General features: G+C 67.6%; 15 protein-coding genes and 5 pseudogenes. 16 read left to right on the top strand and 4 right to left on the bottom strand.

Going from position 1 to position 18,793, the window contains the following annotated elements:
* Window positions 1–16 precede the first annotated feature (16 nt).
* From Q1K09_RS00820 to Q1K09_RS00810, 3 genes are all read left to right on the top strand, one after another.
* Complete coding sequence (locus tag Q1K09_RS00820) at window positions 17–1,018, top strand: hypothetical protein (protein WP_300342375.1); 1,002 nt, start codon at window positions 17–19, stop codon at window positions 1,016–1,018.
* 238 nt (window positions 1,019–1,256) lie between these two features.
* Window positions 1,257–1,475: a hypothetical protein gene (locus Q1K09_RS00815; RefSeq protein WP_300342374.1), complete on the top strand. Its 219-nt coding sequence runs from the start codon at window positions 1,257–1,259 to the stop codon at window positions 1,473–1,475.
* A gap of 182 nt (window positions 1,476–1,657) precedes the next feature.
* Complete coding sequence (locus Q1K09_RS00810; protein ID WP_300342372.1) at window positions 1,658–1,987, top strand: hypothetical protein; 330 nt, start codon at window positions 1,658–1,660, stop codon at window positions 1,985–1,987.
* An 88-nt stretch (window positions 1,988–2,075) separates the two neighbouring features.
* Here the strand turns inward: Q1K09_RS00810 and katG are convergent, their stop codons facing one another.
* Both katG and Q1K09_RS00800 read right to left on the bottom strand, forming a co-directional pair.
* Complete coding sequence (gene katG, locus Q1K09_RS00805; RefSeq protein ID WP_300342371.1) at window positions 2,076–4,352, bottom strand: catalase/peroxidase HPI; 2,277 nt, start codon at window positions 4,350–4,352, stop codon at window positions 2,076–2,078.
* A gap of 54 nt (window positions 4,353–4,406) precedes the next feature.
* On the bottom strand, window positions 4,407–4,850 hold the full coding sequence (locus Q1K09_RS00800) for a Fur family transcriptional regulator (protein WP_300342369.1): 444 nt from the start codon (window positions 4,848–4,850) through the stop codon (window positions 4,407–4,409).
* A gap of 102 nt (window positions 4,851–4,952) precedes the next feature.
* On the opposite strand from Q1K09_RS00800, the gene glyA reads away from it, so the two are divergent.
* Both glyA and Q1K09_RS00790 read left to right on the top strand, forming a co-directional pair.
* Entirely contained in the window at window positions 4,953–6,227 is a 1,275-nt protein-coding gene (glyA, locus tag Q1K09_RS00795) for a serine hydroxymethyltransferase (protein WP_300342367.1), read from the top strand.
* Window positions 6,224–7,120: a bifunctional methylenetetrahydrofolate dehydrogenase/methenyltetrahydrofolate cyclohydrolase gene (locus Q1K09_RS00790; RefSeq protein WP_300342365.1), complete on the top strand. Its 897-nt coding sequence runs from the start codon at window positions 6,224–6,226 to the stop codon at window positions 7,118–7,120. The genes glyA and Q1K09_RS00790 overlap by 4 nt, the downstream gene beginning before the upstream one ends.
* Here Q1K09_RS00790 and Q1K09_RS00785 read toward each other — a convergent pair.
* A complete protein-coding gene (locus tag Q1K09_RS00785; protein ID WP_300342363.1) occupies window positions 7,113–7,988 on the bottom strand; it encodes a hypothetical protein in 876 nt (291 codons plus the stop codon). The two genes, Q1K09_RS00790 and Q1K09_RS00785, sit on opposite strands and share 8 nt — an antisense overlap.
* 117 nt (window positions 7,989–8,105) lie before the next feature.
* Here Q1K09_RS00785 and Q1K09_RS00780 point away from each other — a divergent pair.
* The 8 genes and pseudogenes from Q1K09_RS00780 to Q1K09_RS00735 all read left to right on the top strand — a co-directional run.
* Window positions 8,106–8,357: pseudogene (locus tag Q1K09_RS00780) on the top strand (LLM class flavin-dependent oxidoreductase); the annotation flags it as partial.
* Between the two features lie 105 nt (window positions 8,358–8,462).
* Window positions 8,463–9,838 (top strand): annotated as a pseudogene (locus Q1K09_RS13040) (recombinase family protein).
* 272 nt (window positions 9,839–10,110) lie between these two features.
* Window positions 10,111–10,302, top strand: coding sequence for a hypothetical protein (locus Q1K09_RS00765; protein ID WP_300342361.1), 192 nt, complete (start codon window positions 10,111–10,113; stop codon window positions 10,300–10,302).
* Entirely contained in the window at window positions 10,302–10,550 is a 249-nt protein-coding gene (locus Q1K09_RS00760; protein WP_300342359.1) for a hypothetical protein, read from the top strand. Before Q1K09_RS00765 ends, Q1K09_RS00760 begins: the two co-directional genes overlap by 1 nt.
* Window positions 10,551–10,802: 252 nt before the next feature.
* A pseudogene (locus Q1K09_RS00755) lies at window positions 10,803–12,227 on the top strand (Rep family protein).
* Entirely contained in the window at window positions 12,224–12,814 is a 591-nt protein-coding gene (locus Q1K09_RS00745; protein ID WP_366908791.1) for a hypothetical protein, read from the top strand. The pseudogene Q1K09_RS00755 and the gene Q1K09_RS00745 overlap by 4 nt, the downstream one beginning before the upstream one ends.
* Window positions 12,811–14,085 (top strand): relaxase/mobilization nuclease domain-containing protein, encoded by a 1,275-nt coding sequence (locus tag Q1K09_RS00740; protein WP_300342351.1) that lies wholly within the window; start codon window positions 12,811–12,813, stop codon window positions 14,083–14,085. The genes Q1K09_RS00745 and Q1K09_RS00740 overlap by 4 nt, the downstream gene beginning before the upstream one ends.
* A pseudogene (locus tag Q1K09_RS00735) lies at window positions 14,036–14,575 on the top strand (hypothetical protein). Before Q1K09_RS00740 ends, Q1K09_RS00735 begins: the two are co-directional and overlap by 50 nt.
* Window positions 14,576–14,944: 369 nt before the next feature.
* Here the strand turns inward: Q1K09_RS00735 and merA are convergent.
* Window positions 14,945–16,369: a mercury(II) reductase gene (merA, locus tag Q1K09_RS00730; protein WP_300342348.1), complete on the bottom strand. Its 1,425-nt coding sequence runs from the start codon at window positions 16,367–16,369 to the stop codon at window positions 14,945–14,947.
* Window positions 16,370–16,476: 107 nt separating this feature from the next.
* Between merA and Q1K09_RS00725 the strand changes: the two genes are divergently transcribed.
* The 3 genes and pseudogenes from Q1K09_RS00725 (at window position 16,477) to Q1K09_RS00715 (ending at window position 18,686) form a co-directional block, all read left to right on the top strand.
* Complete coding sequence (locus tag Q1K09_RS00725) at window positions 16,477–16,866, top strand: heavy metal-responsive transcriptional regulator (RefSeq protein ID WP_005464729.1); 390 nt, start codon at window positions 16,477–16,479, stop codon at window positions 16,864–16,866.
* 34 nt (window positions 16,867–16,900) lie between these two features.
* Window positions 16,901–17,692 (top strand): annotated as a pseudogene (locus tag Q1K09_RS00720) (LLM class flavin-dependent oxidoreductase); the annotation flags it as partial.
* 142 nt (window positions 17,693–17,834) lie between these two features.
* Entirely contained in the window at window positions 17,835–18,686 is an 852-nt protein-coding gene (locus tag Q1K09_RS00715; RefSeq protein WP_300342342.1) for an alpha/beta fold hydrolase, read from the top strand.
* Window positions 18,687–18,793: the final 107 nt, after the last annotated feature.

Raw genomic sequence — 18,793 nt, 5'->3', positions numbered from 1 at the left:
GATGGAGGACAGCCCGATGACCACGATCTGGCGGAGCACAGCGATTCTGTCCGTGGGCCTGCTGACGCTTTCGGCGTGCCAGCCGCCGGCGGACCAGACCACAGACGATCCCGGGCAGGAGGATCTGGACCCCTCCGGCGCCCAGGACCAGGGGAACCGGCCGGGCGAGATCGCCGGGGAGGACAGCGAGGACCAGGAGGGCGCGCAGCCTGATGGCTCCGCATCCGATGTGCCTGACTTCGCCGAGATCGAGGAGGAGATCTGGGAGGAATCCGCCAGCCAGGACTCCGTGCACATCACCGGAGAGGTCAGTCCCGCACTGCTGGGCTGGGCGGACGCCGAGCTGGACGGCCCCCTGGAGGACGAGGCCGGCGCGGCCGACCCGGAGGACCAGGAAACGCAGGAAGAGACAGGCGATCCTGGGGAGCAGGCGTCAGAGCCGGTGCGGCTGACCATCTCCGGCAACAGCGAGGGCGAGGGCTCCGTCTACCGCGTAGGCGAGGTGCTGGACTTCCTCATCTTCGACGACGACGTCTACCAGAGTGTGGACTCCGTAGTGGCCGAGTACGAGCACCAGGCCCCGGAGGAGGTCGAGGCGCCCAGTGCCGCAGAGATCCGGGAGGCGTTCGAGGCTGAAGGCTCCTGGGCGAACTTCGGCCCCACTGGGCGCGGGCACGTGGAGACTCCCTCCGAATTCATCGAGAACCTGCGCTCCGGCTTCCTGCAGAGCGCTGAGCTGGACGCACTGGCCGAGGCCGACCTGCAGGGCTCGGTGGACACCCGCGAGGGCGAGAATGTGTGGGTGTACACCACCGAAGAGCAGGACGCCGCCGTAGAGATCGCAGTGGCTGCCGAGGAGGGCGAGCCGCTGCTGCAGCAGCTGGTCCTCGAGGTCGACGGCGAACGGTTCGAGGTCACCTTCACCGACTGGAATGAGACCTCCGAGCCCGAAGAGCCGGCCGAGGAAGAGGTCATCGCCCCCGATGAGGTCGAGGCGCTGCTGCAATCTTTGATGTGAATATCTGGACAGATCCTTAAAGACTCTGGGCCATGACGGGTTGGGTCTGAGCGTTGGCTAGGAGTCTGCCCATAGTTCCCCTGAAGCCGCCGTTTTCGCTTCCCTCGGGGGCGAGGGTGTGCTCATGATGGAGTCAGATCACCCGGAAGCAGTGACTACGGTCACCCGGTGTGAGAGGCGGAAAGCCCGCCCAGCATCCCCACTACAGATGCAGATGATGTACGGAGGTAACCACCACATGGCTACTACCGATGACAACAAGCTTCGCTCCATTGCTGGCATCCTCGGAGTCAGCTCCGTGGCGCTTCTGGGCGTGACCGCCTGTGACAACGGCGGCGGCGGCGCCGAAGAGCCCCCCGCCGACGATGGTGCCGGCGTCGAAGAAGAAGGCGGCATGGAGGAAGGCGGCGCTGAGGGCGGCATGGAGGAAGGCGGTGCTGAAGGCGGCGAAGGGTAACGCTTTCTGATTCGCCTCCAGCCGAACTGACTCCCGGTTCGCCCCAGGAGCGAGCCCCCTTTCGGGTCCCACAACCGGGCCCCCGGAAGGGGGCTCCCCCGTGAACGGGGTGGCCGAACGGCCGATAACCGAATACTGCTGATACCACTACCGCAGACAAGCAACCACGGAGGTTTCCTTCCATGGCAGCACAGAACAAGCTTCAGACCGCCACCGGAATCGTCGGAGTCGGAGCCCTGGCACTGTTCGGGCTCAGCGCCTGCGACGACGGCGGCGGCGCCGAGGCTCCCGCTGAGGAGAACGGCGGCGTCGAAGAGGGCGGCGCTGAGGGCACCGGCGCTGAAGGTGGCGCTGAAAGTGGCGCAGAGGGCACCGGCGCAGAGGGGGCCGGTGCTGAGGGCGGCGCTGAAGGCGGAGGCCTCGGCACTGAGACCGAGGACGGTGCCACTGACGCGCCGGCCACCGATGGTGCTGCCGGCGCCGAGGGCGGCGAGGACGAAGGCGAGCTCTGACGTTTGACTCGCTGACGCCCCACAGCACAAAGAACGACCCCCTCCCAATCGACTCTGGGAGGGGGTCGTTCTATGCCTGACGGCGGTCTCAGACCGCGGCGGCGTTCTTCCCAGCCGGAGTCCGCAGGTCGAAGCGGTCCAGCTCGGTGACCTTCGTCCACGCCCTGACGAAGTCGTGGACGAACTTCTCCCGGGCGTCATCGCAGGCGTAGACCTCCGCGATGGCGCGCAGCTCGGAGTTCGAGCCGAAGACCAGGTCCACGCGGGTCCCGCGGCCGAAGACCTCGCCGGTGGCGTCGTCGGTGGCCTCAAAGGCGTGCTTGCCGGAGTCCAGCGGCTTCCACGTCTTGCCCAGGTCCAGCAGGTTGACGAAGAAGTCGTTGGTCAGCACACCGACCCGGTCGGTGAACACGCCGTACTCCGAACCGTTCCAGTTGGCGCCCAGCACGCGCATTCCGCCGACCAGCACCGTCATCTCCGGGGCAGTCAGGGTCAGCAGGTTGGCCTTGTCCAGCAGCAGCCGCTCGGCCTCCACAGTGGCGTCGGGGCCCGTCCAGTTCCGGAAGCCGTCAGCGATGGGCTCCAGATAGGCGAAGGACTCGGTGTCAGTCTGCTCCTGGGTGGCGTCGGTGCGGCCGGGGTGGAAGGGCACCTCCACCTGCACACCGGCCTCGGCTGCCGCCTTCTCCACGGCCGCATTGCCGGCCAGGATGATCAGGTCCGCCAGCGAGACCTTCTTGCCGCTGCCCTCGGCGCCGGCGTTGAAGCTCTCCTGGATGCCCTCCAGCACACCGAGGACCTTGGCCAGCTGCTCGGGGTTGTTGACCTCCCAGTCCTTCTGCGGGGCCAGGCGGATCCGGGCACCGTTGGCACCGCCGCGCTTGTCTCCGCCGCGGAAGGTGGATGCCGAAGCCCAAGCGGTGGAGACCAGCTCAGAGACGCTCAGGCCCGAATCCAGTACAGCCTGCTTGAGCTTGGCGGCGTCGGCGTCGTCGATCAGCTCGTGATCCACCGGCGGCAGCGGGTCCTGCCAGATGAGATCCTCTTCCGGCACCTCGGGGCCCAGATAGCGGGCCTTGGGCCCCATATCGCGGTGAGTCAGCTTGAACCACGCGCGGGCGAAGGCCTCGCGGAACGCCTCCGGATCCTCATGGAAGCGGCGGGAGATCTTCTCATAGGCCGGATCGAAGCGCAGCGAGAGGTCGGTGGTGAGCATCCGCGGCTCACGCTTGCCGTCGCTGTGGGCCATCGGAACCAGGCCGTCGCCATCACCGTTCTTCGGCCGCCACTGCCAGGCGCCTGCCGGGGACTTGAACAGCTCCCACTCGTAGGCGAAGAGAATGTGGAAGAACTCGTTGTCCCAGCGGGTGGGGTGGTAGGTCCAGGTGACCTCCAGCCCGGAGCTGATCTGGTCATCACCCTTGCCGGTGCCGTGACCGTTCTTCCAGCCCAGGCCCTGCTCCTCCAGGTCAGCCATCTCCGGGTCCGGTCCCAGGTTGGAGTCCGGAGCCGCACCGTGGGTCTTGCCGAAGGTGTGCCCGCCGGCGATCAGGGCCACGGTCTCCTCGTCGTTCATACCCATGCGGGCGAAGGTCACGCGAATGTCCTCGGCGGCCTTCACCGGGTCCGGCTCGCCCTCGGGGCCCTCCGGGTTCACGTAGATCAGACCCATATGGGTCGCACCCAGGGGCTTCTCCAGCTCGCGGTCGCCGGTGAAGCGCTTATTGCTGCCCAGCCATTCTTCCTCGGCGCCCCAGTAGACGTCGTCCTCCGGCTCCCACACATCGGCGCGGCCACCGGCGAAGCCGAACGTCTTGAAGCCCATGGACTCCAGGGCGACGTTGCCGGCCAGGATCATCAGATCGGCCCAGGACAGCTTGCGGCCGTACTTCTTCTTCACCGGCCACAGCAGCCGACGGGCCTTGTCCAGGCCGACGTTGTCCGGCCACGAGTTCAGCGGGGCGAAGCGCTGCTGGCCGGTTCCGCCGCCGCCGCGGCCGTCCACCGCGCGGTAGGTGCCGGCCGAGTGCCAGGCCATACGGATGATCAGCGGGCCGTAGTGGCCGAAGTCCGCCGGCCACCAGTCCTGCGAGGTGGTGAGCACCTCATTGATGTCCTTCTTCACCTCGGCGAGATCCAGGGAGAGGAACTCGCGGGCGTAGTCATAGTCCTCACCGCGGTAAGGGTCGATGACCTCAGGATTCTTGGCCAGGATCTTCAGATTCAGCTGATTGGGCCACCAGTGCCTATTGCCGAAGCCCTGGGTGGGGTGCGCCGGACCGCCCGCCGTCGGGTTGTAGGTCGGGCGCTCGGCCTCGTCGCCGCCGTCGTGGATGACGGGGCAACCGGTCGTTACGTCACTCATCAAGGTCCTTTCGTTGAGTGCGGATCTGGTTACGGGTCAGAGTCTGTGACGGGCTCAGGCTGCTGCGGCTGCCTCACCCTTTGCTGCGCAGTCGTGACAGACACCGCGGAAGACGACGTCGGCCGCTTCAACGGTCATGCCCAGACCCTCCGGGGCCTGGAGGCACGGGGCCTCACCGTGGACGCAGTCGACGTCTTCAATCCGCCCGCAGGCGGTGCACAGGGCGTGGTGGTGATTGTCCCGGGTGCGAGTCTCATAGCGGGCTGCCGACCCCGGAGGGTCGAAGCGGCGCAGCAGCTGCTGCGCGGTGAGGTCGTGCAGCACGGTGTAGACCGACTGCACGGTGATCTCCGGAAGCACTCTGGCCACCTCAGCGTGGACTGCCTCAGCGGACAGGTGCGGATGATCGGCGACGGCGTCCAGAACTGCCAGCCGCTGACGGGTTACGCGCAGTCCGCACTCCCGCAGCGCCGCCGGCCAGTCGTTCGCAGTCGTCATAGAAAGCATCTTGCCCCAGATCTGAATAGTTCACAATAAACCCGCTCTGTGGGCGCGGCGTTAGACTGTCCGCGGTATGCAACGCGCCCCGGAGGAGACGTCTTGAGCACTGACATCAACACTGCAGCCCTGGCGGAGGTCGATCCGGAGATCGCCCAGGCCATCTCCGATGAACTGGGGCGCCAGCGCGGCACCCTGGAGATGATCGCATCCGAGAACTTCGTGCCCCGGGCGGTGCTTCAGGCGCAGGGCTCGGTGCTGACCAACAAGTACGCCGAGGGCTATCCCGGCCGGCGCTACTACGGCGGCTGCGAGTTCGTCGATGTGGCCGAGAACCTGGCCATTGAGCGGGCCAAGGAGCTCTTCGGAGCTGATCACGCCAACGTTCAGCCGCATGCCGGCGCCCAGGCCAATGTGGCGGTGATGACCGCGTTCCTCAAGCCCGGGGACAAGCTCATGGGTCTCTCCCTGGCCCACGGCGGGCACCTGACTCACGGGATGAAGCTCAACCACTCCGGGAAATTCTACGAGGTGGTCGCCTATGAGGTGGACCCGGAGACCGGCGTGGTCGACATGGACAAGGTCCGCGACCTGGCGCTGGCGGAGAAGCCGGACATGATCGTGGCAGGCTGGTCGGCCTACCCCCGGCAGCTGGACTTCGCCGCCTTCCGCTCCATCGCTGACGAGGTCGGTGCGGTCCTCTGGGTGGATATGGCCCACTTCGCCGGGCTGGTGGCCGCGGGGCTGCACCCGAACCCGGTGCCCTATGCCGACGTCGTCACCACCACCGTGCACAAGACCCTGGCCGGCCCCCGCTCCGGGATGATCCTGTGCACCGAAGAGCATAAGAAGAAGATCAACTCGGCAGTCTTCCCCGGCCAGCAGGGCGGCCCGCTGATGCATGCCATCGCCGCCAAGGCGGTGGCATTCAAGATTGCCGGCACCGAGGAATTCGCCCAGCGGCAGCGCCGCACGGTGGAGGGGGCTCAGATCCTGGCCGAGCGTCTGGTGGCTCGCGATGTGGCCGAAGCCGGAGTCTCAGTGCTCACCGGCGGCACCGACGTGCACCTGGTGCTGGTGGATCTGCGCGACTCGGAGCTGGACGGCAAGCAGGCCGAGGACCTGCTGCACTCCATCGGGATCACCGTCAACCGCAATGCCGTGCCCAATGATCCGCGCCCGCCCATGGTCACCTCCGGGCTGCGCATCGGCACCCCCGCACTGGCCTCCCGCGGTTTCGCCGCCGAGCAGTTCCGCGAGGTCGCTGACATCATCGCCGAGACCCTGAAACCCGGAGCCGACACAGCCGCGCTGGGGGACCGGGTGGCGGCCCTGGCGTCCGAATTCCCGCTCTACGAGGGACTGGAGAACTGGTGAGCACCGAGACCACGCAGACCAAGATCCTCGACGGCCGTGCCACAGCGGCCTCCATCAAAGCGGACCTCGCCCGCCGCGTGGAAACCCTGAAGGCCCACGGCATCACCCCCGGGCTGGGCACTGTGCTGGTGGGGGAGGACCCCGCCAGCCAGTCCTATGTGGCAGGCAAGCACCGCGACTGTGAGCAGGTGGGGATCCACAGCATCCAGGTGCAGCTGCCGGAGAGCATCACCGAGGATGAGCTGCTGGCCCAGCTGAAGCGGCTCAACGACGACGACGCCTGCACCGGCTATATTGTGCAGCTGCCGCTGCCGAAGCACCTGGACACCCAGCGGATCCTGGAGGCCATCGCCCCGGAGAAGGACGCCGACGGCCTGCACCCGATGAACCTGGGCAGGCTGGTGGCCAACGTCAACGAACCGGTCACCTCCCCTCTGCCGTGCACGCCGAAGGGCTGCATCGACCTGCTGGAGCACTACGGGATCGATCTGGCCGGGAAGCACGTAGTCGTCGTCGGGCGCGGGGTGACCATCGGCCGTCCCATTGGGCTGCTGCTGACCCGCCGGGCCGTCAACGCCACCGTGACCCTGTGCCACACCGGCACCAGATCGCTGAAGGAGCATCTGGCTGCTGCCGACGTCGTGGTGGCCGCCGCCGGAGTGAAGCATATGATCGATCCGGCAGACCTCGCCCCCGGCGTCGTGGTGCTGGATGTGGGAGTCACCCGCGAGGTGGACCCGGAGACCGGCAAGGCACAGATCTATGGCGACGTCGCCCCCGGTATTGAGCAGGTGGCCAGCTGGTACTCCCCGAACCCGGGGGGAGTGGGGCCGATGACCCGCGTGGAGCTGCTGCAGAACGTGGTGCTCTCAGCCGAGCAGCAGCTCAGCTGAGCGGGACGCGGCGATCGGCGCGGTCCGCGGCTCGCAGACTCGCCGCAGCTGTGGTGACTCCGCCGGCCGCCGACACCAGGGTGAGGATTCCCAGCAGCGGGGAGCCCAGGGTTCGCTCCGAGGGGTCTGCGGCGAACAGCGGCGCGGCTGCGGTGAGAACGCAGAGCAGCAGCAGGAAGCACACCAACCCTCCCAGTGCGGCCGCGGGTGCCGGGTGCCACCGGCGGCGGCGCACAGCAGCGGCTGCCAGACCCCCCGCCGCGGCGCAGCACGTCATGGCTGCGGCCGCAGGCAGCAACGGCACCAGAAGAAGCAGAGCGTATTGGCCTTCGGTGACTGACGCTGCTGCCACCAGCAGGCAGGCGCTCAGCAGTCCGGCGCCGAGGCCAGCGGCCGCACAGATCATCATCCGGCGCAGGGCCGATCGTGACGGGGCGGCGGCGTTGCGAAGCTCCTGCGGCGGTGCCTGCCGTACGCGCCCGACGAGTTCCGGAGCCAGCGCTGCGGCAGCCAGCACAGCGCAGATGAGCACAAGCACCGGCAGGCTGCTGAGGGCCGCGACAACGCCGTCGGCCCCGGCAAGCATCAGCGGTGCGATGCTGCAGGCCTCGATGGGCAGCGGCAGCAGCAGAATCGGTCCGGGGCCGCGCCACCATGCGGCGGTCCGCGTGCGCACCACGGCAGCGACGAGACCTGCCGCCGCGCCGCAGCAGAGCAGCGGAATCCACAGCCAGGCGAATCCCCACAGCGGGGTGCGCGCGGTGAGGCCCATCGTCGTCCAGAACCATCCCAGCGCGGCGGCGCACAGCACGGAGGCCGCTGCTGCGGAGCCCAGGCGCACCCATACAACCATTGGTGCCTTCGTCACTTCTGCGTTTCAGCCGTGGTGTCACCACCGCGGCGGCCGACGCCTCTGATCAAGCTCAGACTATGTCAGCAGCGGAGGTGGCGGAATAGCACCAGCTGGGATGAGGTTTCCGCTGGTGTGAGCAAAAATATCGGATTCCTCTCCTTCGGACACTGGACGCCCTCGCCGCATTCGCGCACGCGGTCGGCCCAGGAGGCGCTGCTGCAGTCGGTGGAGTTGGCGGTGGCCGCCGAGGAGCTCGGTGCTGACGGAGCCTACTTCCGTGTGCACCACTTCGCCCGCCAGCTGGCCAGCCCGTTCCCGCTGCTGGCCGCCGTGGGGGCTAAGACGAGCCGGATCGAGATCGGCACCGGCGTGATCGACATGCGCTAGCGCATGTCGAGGTTGTAACACCCGTTCACGTAAGCTTCGTGACATGGTCGATCTGGTACCGCTGAGGGGACGAACGAGGTCGCGGCGTACGTCCGTGCCTCCATGGACCGCAAGGGCGACCGCTGGACGGTAGACACGCAGCTGAAGAAGATCAGGGCGCTGGCCGAGGCCAAGGACTGGCAGGTCGTCGAGGTCTACGAGGACAACGCGGTGTCGGCGACGAAGAAGCGCCGCGCTGGCACACGGTGGGCCGAGATGCTGGATGACGCCCGAGCGGGCCGGTTCTCGATGGTCGTCGCGGTGGATATGGACCGTCTCCTGCGCAGCACGAAGGACCTCAACACCCTGATCGACCTCGGCCTGCGTGTCGTCACCGTTGACGGCGAGATCGACCTCTCGACGGCGGACGGGGAGTTCCGGGCGACGATGCTCGCCGCTCTCGCCCGGTTCGAGGCGCGACGCAAGGCTGAGCGTCAGATCAGGTCGAACGAGCGACACCGGGCCGAAGGCATCCCGGCGTCCACCTGGAAGGCGTTCGGCTGGACGAGGGAGGGGGAACTGATCGAGGAGGAGGCCGAGGCCGTTCGGCGGGCATTCGACGCGTTCCTCGGTGAACCGGCGCTGTCGATCCGGCGCATCCGCGAGGACCTGAACAGTGCCGGGCACGTCACCGCGCGCGGACAGGCGTTCTCCGTCGATGCCGTGCGGTACTTGCTGGCGAACCCGCTCTACGCGGCTACATCAAGCACTACGCCTCGGGCGAGCTGTACCCGGTGCAGGGCGGGGCGTTCCCGCCCATCGTCAGCGAGCAGACGTGGCGGGCCGCGGTGGCGAAGCTGGAGGACAACGTGCGGAGGTCGGCGAGGCAGGGCAACCAGCCGAAGTACCTTCTGTCCTCGATCGGCCTGTGCGGGAGGTGCGGCGCGACGCTTGTCTCGGGGACGAACAGCCGCAAGCAGCCGACCTACCGCTGTGGCGAGCAGTTCCACCTCACCCGCCAACGGGAGCCCGTCGATGCGATGGTCACCGAGGCGGTGCTCACCCGGCTGTCCTCGGCGGACGTGCACGACCTCGTGATGCCGCAGGATGACGCTGGGCCGGACCGCGAGGAACTGCTGACCGAGCGGAACGCCCTGGTCGAGCGTGTCAAGGAACTGAGCCCGCTGCTGCGAGACATCCACCAGCCCGTGCTGGAGATCACCGCGGCGATCAACGACGTGAAGGCCCGCATCGACGAGATCGACGCGGAGCTGCTCGACCGCTCGGTGTCGGCGGCGGCGAAGTTGCTCGCGGACGTGGACGAGCCGGTCGGCACCGCGGAGCGCCGCGAGGTCGTCGAGTCGAAGTGGAAGGAGCTGGACGTGGACCGCCGCCGGATGCTCGTGGACGAGCTGGTGACGGTGACCATCGAGCCCATCGCGCCCGGTCACGTGAAGTTCGACCCTGACCTCATTCGGATAGAGCCGCGTCGCGACTGACTCATGAGTCGACTCGTCATTGCAATGGTGAGTCGACTCATGGTAGAAAAGTTGCAGAGGCGAATGGACGGCGCTTCGTGGTCCGCGGGGGCAGCGAGGTGGCACGTCCCCGGGCAGGTAAACGGAGTGAACCTCGTGTGAGCGAGGGTGAGACACCCCCGGTGAACTGAAAGCTATCCCCGACGGGCAGGCCACCGTCGAAGCTCCGACCGAAAGGTCGCCAGGCGTGAGGGCTCCTGGAACTCCCGAAGAACGATCTTCGGGAGTTTTTCATGTCCACCACGGACACCCGCACCGCTGACCTCGATCAGGGCCGAGTGGTTCCTACCCAGGTCGAGGGCCTGGATGACGTCATCGCCACCGCCCGTGCCGCCGGTCGCCGCGCCGGTGAGCGCCTGGCGCACACCCCGCTGACCCCGTGCCAGCGCGCCGCTGTCGCTTCCGTGATGGGCGGTGGTCGCTGATGAGCGCGAACTCCGCTGCCCTCGATCACGTCGAGGCGTTCCGCTGGCGTCAGGGCGATCCCGCCCTCTCCGACTCCGAGGCTCGCCTGTACGACCTTGGCGTGCTCCGCTCCGTGCTGGAGGAAGCCGTCGAGATCGCCGTCGCCGACGCCCGCGCCGACCGTGTGACCTGGGCCAGGATCGGCGACGCACTCGGCGTCACGCACCAGGCCGTGATCAAGCGCTACGGTCGGGGCGGTGGTCGCTGATGCACGCCGACGCCCGCAACTTCGTCTGGGTTTCGTACTCCAAGAGTTTCGGGAGCCTAATTCGTTCCTACGGGCGCGGCAAGGGCTTGTCGATTGCCGCGCTTTGCTCCAACTTCCGCGCCAACATGCGGATCCCGCATCCCACTGCCCCTGTGATTCCACGGGTTCATTTAGGGTCTCATTTGGGGGTCAATAGGGGGTCATTTAGGCGCCGCACCCCCTCTGAGACCCTCCGCGCCGCCTGCAGCGGGGGTGGTCGTCGTGGCTAAGCAGGAGAACAACCCGACGAGCATCGGCCTCACGCAGCGCCTCGATCCGTCGTACTGGACCTGGGCCGCCGAGGATCCGAACGGTGCCGCGCTGCTCCAGCAGGGGGCCGGGACGATCCTCGCCTACGTGGTGCAGCGGCTCGAGGCCATCGGCTGCGAGGTCACCGAGGCCTACGGCATCGTGCACGACAAGGACGAGCGCGAGGTCTGGAGCGACACGGAGAAGGCCCTCGTGGTCGAGCCGAAGCCCGAGCACCTGCACGCGGTCATCAAGTTCGCCAGCCGTGCGAAGAGCGCGCCGCTGGATCGGCTGGCGTTCGCAATCGGTGTCGAGCCACAGTACGTCGAGAAGCCGGGTCGCGGCCGGTACGCCTACGACAACATGCTGTCGTATCTGACGCACGTGAAGTACGCGGACAAGCACCAGTACGCGCCGTCGGAGGTTGCCACGGTGCGCGGTCCGAACTACCTCGGCATCGACGCCCAGCGCCGGGAGGCGTGGCTCAAGGGCCGCGCCCACGTGAAGAACAAGGTCGTCGCCGAGAACTTCGAGGACATGCGCGAGCGGGTGCTCCAGGGCGAGATCACGCGCGATCAGATCATGCTCACCGATGACCTGTTCGACATCTACTCTCGGTATCAGCAGGAGATCGACGACGCGCTGTCGGCCTATGGCCAGCGCCGCGCGTACCGGGCAGCCGCGAAGCTGCGCGCGGGTGAGTTCTCGACAATGGTCGTCTACATCCACGGGGATGCCGGTATCGGCAAGACCAGGTTCGCCACGGACTTCATCACCGAGGCGATCAATGCGGCGAACGCGCACGGCGAGCGGTGGCAGGTCTATCGGGCCGCGACGGGGAACCCGCTCGATGACTGGCGGGGTGAGGAGGTGCTGCTGCTGGACGACCTGCGGGCCTCGGCGATGGACGCGAACGACTGGCTGCTGCTGCTCGATCCGTACAACGCCTCGCCTGCGAAGGCCCGCTACAAGAACAAGGGCGAGGTGGCTCCGCGCCTCATCGTCATCACGGCCACCATCGAACCGGTCGAGTTCTTCTACTAAGCCCGACAGAAGGGCAACGTGGACGAGGCGCTGGACCAGTTCATCCGCCGCCTGGCGTCGGTCGTGAAGGTCTACCGGGCCGACGACATCAACCGCTACCTCGTGCAGCACATCGGGAAGGTCGAGCCCTACGAGTGGCATCAGTGCAGCCTCCCGGCTGCCGCTCACACGCCGGGTGTCAACGGCAACGCCTACCACCAGCATGTGGCTCCGTCGCGCAAGCTCACCTACGGCCCGGAGACCTCCGCGGAGCACGACGCTGAGGGCGCGGTCGTCGAGCTGTTGAGCGGGCTCGCGGTGCGTAGCCCGGACGTGCCGCTGGCGCTGATCGGAGGTACCGCATGAGCACCGATCAGTACGCACTTTTCCAGGGGGTCGAGGGGGCCGGAGGCCCCTCGCAAGCAGGCATGGAGGACACGAGCGTGAGCGATGTGTCCGACATGTCTACTGCTTGCCACTCTGGCGTACAGGTGGAGCAGCAGACCGCCTCCCAGGTGAACACCGGTCGGGCTGATGCGGAGGCTGTGCGGCAGAGTCACGGCGGCGCGAAGCGTCGTCGTGGCAGCGGCGGGCGGCTCGATACTCGCTTCGATGATGCCACGCTCGGGGCGCTTCGCACTCGTGCGAAGCGGCTCGGGCTGGCTCCGAGCACGTGGGTGCGGAGCGTCGTGCGCGATGCCCTGCACGCCTCCCGGAGCGAGGAGCTGGACGCTGCCGTGGCCGCGCACCTGCTCGGGGTCGAGTCCCGCGTGCAGGCGTCTGCTGATGCTCGGGAGCTGGCCGCCCAGGTGCGCCCGCTGGCGATCAACGTCAACGACCTGGACCGCCGCGCGCGGGCCGGTGAGACGGTGACGCTGTCTGCGGAGGTGCCCGAGCTGATCGAGCTGCTGCGCGAGGTCCGCGCTCTGCTCGGGGATCGGACGGCATCGTGAGCACCACGCACTACAGTCCGAGCACCAGCGCCGCGGACACGGAGCGCTACATCCGGGGCAGGGAGGACGAGCGCGGGGTCGCGGTCACGTGCGACGTGCCCGGAGGCCCAGGCGCGTTCTCGGCGCGCGCCCGTGCGCTCACGCAGAACACGAAGCGAGATGTCGAGGCGCTGCACTATCGGCAGAGCTTCAGCGACGAGGAGTTCGACCCGAAGAACCCCGAGCACGTGCAGCGGGTGAACGATCTCGGGTATCAGCTCGCAAAGAAGATGCACCCTAACTCGGATTGTCTCGTGGTAACGCACACCGATGGTCGCGGCGGTAAGGCGCATAACCACATCCTCGTGATCAACCACAACAATGCGACAGGTAAAGCATTGTCCGACTACCGGACGTTTCACGACCGTAAGGCCGGGAACCAGCGGGGCGTGCAGTCGGCGAACGACGAACTGATGCGTGAGCACGGACTCTCGGTCGTGAAGACGCTGGAGCACGCGCCGAAGGACTGGGAGCTGCGCCGCGAAGACTTCGCCGAGGGCGGGCTCGACCGCGAGATGGGCGACCGGATGAGCGCCGCCCTGGCCGATCCCCGGGCGGTGGACAAGGCCGGTCTCGAAGCGGTGATCGCGGAGCAGAACCAGCAGCTCGGCGATGACGGCGAGCGGGTGCCGCGGATGCGTCTGCACACCGCCGTCAGCAAGCGGGGCAAGCGCGCCGGTCAGGAGACCTGGACGCTCTACATCGAGGACCGCCGCGGCGAGTCCGGGCGTGCCGAGCGCCGCAAGCGCACGAGCGCTCTCTCGGCGGACTTCACCCCGGAGGGTGCGCAGGCGTTCTTCGACTACCACCAGCAGCAGAAGGAGCAGGACCATGAGCGCAGCGCTCGACAGGCTGAAGCAGCAGAACGTGCAGAGCGGATCGCCGCAGCAGCTCGGCAGTCCCGAGACGACGGAGACCTTGAACTCGATCCTCGCCGCCGTCGAGGCTCAGAACGCGAGGATCGACCGGCTGGCCGAGCAGCAGAAGAAGCTCGCGGAGTTCGTCAAGGTCATGGACGAGGAGATGAGCAATCGCATCGACCGGGCGTCGACCTCGCAGCCGTCCGTCAGCACGTCGCCGCAGATCGCGAGCGTCGAGAGCAGGCTGAGCGAGATCGAGAGCACGCTAAGCGAGTTCGTGCAAAGTCTCGACGGGAGGCGGCTGCAGAGCGCCTCGCAGAGCTTGATCGCCGAAGCGCAGAAGAATCACGCGGCTACGGCCTCGGCGATTGACGGGCTCAAGGTGCAGGCCGAGGCGAACCAGAAGCTCGTTAGCCAGGTCGGCGGCGCGGTGCAGCGGATCGAGAAGCGCACCGAGGAGCGGGTCGAGAAGGCCGTCGAGGAGGTCGCCGGGGAAGCCTCGGCCACGATGACGGCGAACCTCGACGCGTCGAACGAGCGGGCCGAACGGATCATCGCCGCCACCGCGAAGCTGGAGGCCCGGCAGCTGTGGTCGGCCGCCGCCGCGATGTGCCTCGCGCTCCTGCCGGTGGTGGTCGTCATCGCTGGGCTCTGGATGGGCATCGCCGGGCTCATCACCGGCGCTCAGTGGGCGCTGGACGTGGACGGTAGCGTGTGGCTCGGGATCGGGCGCTGGCTCGTGATCGCCGTGGGCCTCGCGGCGGCCGGCTACGGGGTCTTCGCGTCCGTCCGCTAGGTTGTTGGTCTCGTGGAGACCTGGAAGGGTCGCCGGATGCCGACGTGGCCGAGCTGGCGACGATGACTGGAGCCACTCGAACTACTGACCCCGGTCAGTAGTCGAACGATTGCCGCAGCCGCCGGTCGAGCGACGTCGGTGCCGCGGCAGTCGCCGGAGGACGATCGCCGCTGTGACGGCCACCCCGACTGCGATCCCGGCACCGATGAGCCAAGGGTTGCCGAGGAAACCTCCGATACCTGCAAGGGCTCCGCCCGCGGCGAGGAGAGGCAGGCCGCAGCAGATCAGCAGCGGAAGCGCGCAGCATGCCAACAGGAGCAAGCCCGTCCCAGCACCGACAAGCACGCCCGCGCGATGCGAGTCGTGGCCCTTATCGCCGCTCATCGTCTGTTCCTCTCCCAGCTGAGCGTTCCCCCCGATTGTCTGCGTGCGCGTTCACGCGCAGCACGACAGGAGCGACGGATCGGTGGTGAAGGCCTTGGCGGCGATCCGGATGCCCTCGGCCATGGTCAGGTAGGGGGCCCAGGCGTCGGCGACCTCGGCGACGGTCTTGCCGAGCACGTGGACCCCGGCGGCGGCGAGCTCGCCGGCGTCCTTGGCGACGGCGGTGATGCCGAGGATCTTCCCCGTGTCGGCGTCCACGACGATCTTGACGAAGCCGCGGGTGTCGCGGTTGACCAGGGCGCGGGGCACGTGGTGCAGGGGCAGGACGCGGCAGTCGCAGCGGATCCCGGCGGCGACGACGTCCTTCTCGGTCATCCCGACCGCGCCGATCGCCGGGCCGGTGAACGTGACCCTCGGCAGCCGGGCGTAGTCCACGGCCCGGTCGGCGTCGGTGAACGCGTTCTCGGCGACGAGGGTGCCGTGCTGGGCGGCGACGTAGACGAATTCGGGGTGGCCGGTCACGTCGCCCGCGGCCCAGATCCGCGGGTGGGAGGACTGCATCCGGTCGGAGACGACCACCTCGCCGAGGTCCCCGGTCTTGACCCCGACCGCGTCGAGGCCGAGCCCGTCGGTGGCCGGTCGTCGTCCGAGGGCGAGGAGCACCTGGTCGGCGCGGAACTCCTCCCGGCCGCCGGCGACGTCCGCGGTGACGACGGCCTGCCCGGTCGCGGCGTCGCGGGACACCCGCGTCGGCAGCGCGCGGCGGACCACCCGGATGCCCTCGTCGGCGAACACCTCCTGCAACGTCCTGGACACCTCCGGCTCCTCCTTCGACGCGAGCCGGGACCGGGCCAGCACGGTGACCTGGGAGCCGAGCCGGGCGAACAGCTGCGCCTGCTCCAGGGCGACGTAGCCGCCGCCGAGCACGAGCAGGGACTCAGGGAGTTCGGTCAGCTCCATCGCCGTGGTCGAGGTCAGGTACCCGGTCTCGTCCAGGCCGTCGATCGGCGGGGCCCACGGCCGAGAGCCAGTCGCGACCAGGTAGTGCGCGGCCTCGATCGTCTCGGTGCTGCCGTCGTCCTCGGCGACCTGGAGGACCGGTGCGTCGGGGGTGCCGGCGAACGCGGCGTCCCCGCGGCGGACGGCCCACCCGTAGGAGTCGGCGACGTCGGAGTACTTCTCGCCCCGCAGCGACTCGACCAGCGCCTGCTTCCCGGCGATCAGGGCGGGCATGTCCACCGGCCCCGCCGTCGTCTCGATCCCCGGGAACCGGTCGGCGGCGTCGGCCGCGGAGTGCCATGCGTCGGCCGCGGCGATCAGGGCCTTCGACGGCACGCAGCCGGTGTTCACACAGGTGCCGCCGAGCGTCCCGCGCTCGATCATCACCACCGACTTGCCGAGCGTGGTCGCGCGGATCGCGGCGGCGAACGCACCGCCGCCCGATCCGATGATGGCGAGGTCGTACTTCGTGGGCATCGCAGCTCCTGTCAATACTTGGACTTCCGGTCTATCTCAGCCATACTGGACCTTCCAGTGCAGGGGAAGGTCAAGAGGACTTCTGCCGAAAGAACAGGGGGTCTGCGATGCGCATCGGGGAACTCGCCGAGCGGGCGGGAACGACGGCGAAGACGCTGCGGTTCTACGAGGAGCAGGGCCTGCTGCCCCCGGCCGAGCGCACGCCGTCCGGATACCGCGACTACGCGCCCGAGACGGCCGCCCGGATCGACTTCGTCCACCGCGGCCAGGCCGCGGGCCTCACCCTCGCCCAGATCCGCCAGATCCTCGAAATCCGCGACGGCGGCGCTGCTCCCTGCGAGCACGTGCGCGACCTTCTCGACGCGCGCCTCGCCGAGATCGAGCAGCAGATCGCCCAGCTCACAGCGCTCCGAGACACCATCGCCGAGCTCAGGCACGACGCCGCGCAGCCCGACCCCGACTCGTGCAGCGCGGACCAGGTCTGCCGATACCTGTAAACGGCAGAGCCGTTCGCGCCAACTCCACAACCCCGACATGCGCTACGAGAATCCGATGTACTTCGCCGAGGACGCCGGTGCGGCAGATCTGATCGCCGGCGGGCGGCTGCAGCTGGGGATCTCCCGCGGTTCGCCGGAGCAGGTGATCGACGGATTCCGCTACTTCGGCTATCACCCCGCTGAGGGCGAGAGTGACGCCGATATGGGCCGCCGGCACGCCGAGGTGGCGCTGCAGGTGCTCCAGGGGGAGGGCTTCGCTGAGCCGAATCCGCAGCCCATGTTCCCGAACCCGCCGGGCCTGCTGCGGATCGAACCGCACTCGGAAGGTCTGCGCCAGCGGATCTGGTGGGGAGCCGGGTCCAACGCCACCGCGCGGTGGGCGGCCTCGCGCGGGATGAACCTGATGAGCTCCACATTGAAGGACGACGAGTCCGGAGAGCCGCTGCACGTTCAGCAGGCTGAGCAGATCCGCGTCTTCCGCGAAGAGTGGGAGAAGCACAGCCACGGATGGCAGCCCCGGGTATCGGTGAGCCGGTCCATCATCCCGATCGTCTCCGATCAGGACCGCGCCTACTTCCTGGGACAGCGCGACAGCCAGGATCAGTTCGGCATGATCGATGAGAAGACCCGCGCGGTCTTCGGCCGCTCCTATACCGCAGAGCCGGACGAGCTGGTGGAGGAGCTGGCAAAGGACACCGCCGTCGCCGAGGCCGACACGCTGCTGGTGACGGTTCCCAACCAGCTCGGTGTTGCTTTTTGTGTTCATATCTTGGAGTCGTTCGCCAAGTATGTTGCGCCCGAGCTGGGCTGGAAGCCAAACAACTAACAAAGCGTTCTGTCGGGAGACGCGATCTCGATCCCGGTGACGACAGAACGCCCCCGCCCTTCGTGGTCCGAGTTCGACTCTGCGAGTTGTCGAAGCCGTCTCCGCGAAGGGCGGATCGGTTGAACCCTTATACGCTTGATCCATGCAGAGTGAGCAGCAACATCGAGTCATAACAGCTGATGGTCGAGTCCTTTCTGGGACAAGCTACGGACCGGCCGAAGGACGTCCAGTTCTGTTCATCGCAGGCGCCGCGACAAGCAAGCTGATGACCTTCGGAAGCGATCTGCTCTCCACCCTGAATGTGCAGATGCTGACTATGGACAGGCCCGGAATCGGGGAGTCAACGCCTGATCCGGACAGAACTCTCGCCTCAACGGCAACGGACTACCAGGTTTTCGTTTCGGCAGTTCTCGGCGATCACTCACGACGGGTGGCAGTTGTAGCGAACTCTCAGGGAGCTGTTTTCGGACTCGCCTTCGCTCGCGCTGGCGGCGCTGAAAGCCTTACTCTCGTCTCGCCTGCAGATGAGATCGCCCATCCTCTCATCCGCGCGATGCTGCCCCCGGACGCGACGATGCTATCCGACCTCGCCCAGACAAAGCCCGAGGAAGCGACAGCGATCCTCGCAGGTTTCTCTGCACGCGCGATGGAGGAAATGGTGTTGAGCGGTTCCGGCGCGGAAGATGCTGCCTTTTACCGGAGAGAGCCGTTTCTATCGCTCTACCGTCGCAGCCTCGAGGAAGGCTTCAACAACGGTGGTGCGGGCTATGTGCGAGACACACTCATCGCCATGCGCCCGTGGGATCTTGATCTCGACGCAATCGCTTGTCCTGTGCAGGTCCTCTTCGGCGCCGGAGACCTCACTCATTCACCGGATCATGGCGAGACGTTAGCAGGGCGCATTCCAGGAGCCACACGAATCGTCTTCCCCGATGCGGGCGGCGCGTTGCTGTGGACCCATGCACGCAAGATCCTGGAGTCAGTGACCTCTTGAAGGGTTTCGCTTCGTTAGTCGGCCCCAACCAGCTGGGTGTGGACTACAACGCCCATCTGATCGAGTCAATCCTGAAGCATGTGGCCGAACCGCTGGGCTGGCGCACC

The organism is Nesterenkonia sp., from assembly GCF_029265375.1.
Classification (GTDB): Bacteria; Actinomycetota; Actinomycetes; order Actinomycetales; family Micrococcaceae; genus Nesterenkonia.
This window is presented reverse-complemented; position numbering and strand designations above follow the sequence as displayed.

Coding starts and splice junctions, on each gene's coding strand:
- Q1K09_RS00820 (WP_300342375.1), top strand. CDS start 17: ATGACCACGATCTGGCGGAGCACAGCGATTCTGTCCGTGGGCCTGCTG.
- Q1K09_RS00760 (WP_300342359.1), top strand. CDS start 10,302: ATGAGCGCGAACTCCGCTGCCCTCGATCACGTCGAGGCGTTCCGCTGG.
- Q1K09_RS00715 (WP_300342342.1), top strand. CDS start 17,835: ATGCAGAGTGAGCAGCAACATCGAGTCATAACAGCTGATGGTCGAGTC.
- Q1K09_RS00725 (WP_005464729.1), top strand. CDS start 16,477: ATGCGCATCGGGGAACTCGCCGAGCGGGCGGGAACGACGGCGAAGACG.
- Q1K09_RS00765 (WP_300342361.1), top strand. CDS start 10,111: ATGTCCACCACGGACACCCGCACCGCTGACCTCGATCAGGGCCGAGTG.
- Q1K09_RS00745 (WP_366908791.1), top strand. CDS start 12,224: ATGAGCACCGATCAGTACGCACTTTTCCAGGGGGTCGAGGGGGCCGGA.
- katG (WP_300342371.1), bottom strand. CDS start 4,352: ATGAGTGACGTAACGACCGGTTGCCCCGTCATCCACGACGGCGGCGAC.
- Q1K09_RS00810 (WP_300342372.1), top strand. CDS start 1,658: ATGGCAGCACAGAACAAGCTTCAGACCGCCACCGGAATCGTCGGAGTC.
- merA (WP_300342348.1), bottom strand. CDS start 16,369: ATGCCCACGAAGTACGACCTCGCCATCATCGGATCGGGCGGCGGTGCG.
- Q1K09_RS00815 (WP_300342374.1), top strand. CDS start 1,257: ATGGCTACTACCGATGACAACAAGCTTCGCTCCATTGCTGGCATCCTC.
- Q1K09_RS00800 (WP_300342369.1), bottom strand. CDS start 4,850: ATGACGACTGCGAACGACTGGCCGGCGGCGCTGCGGGAGTGCGGACTG.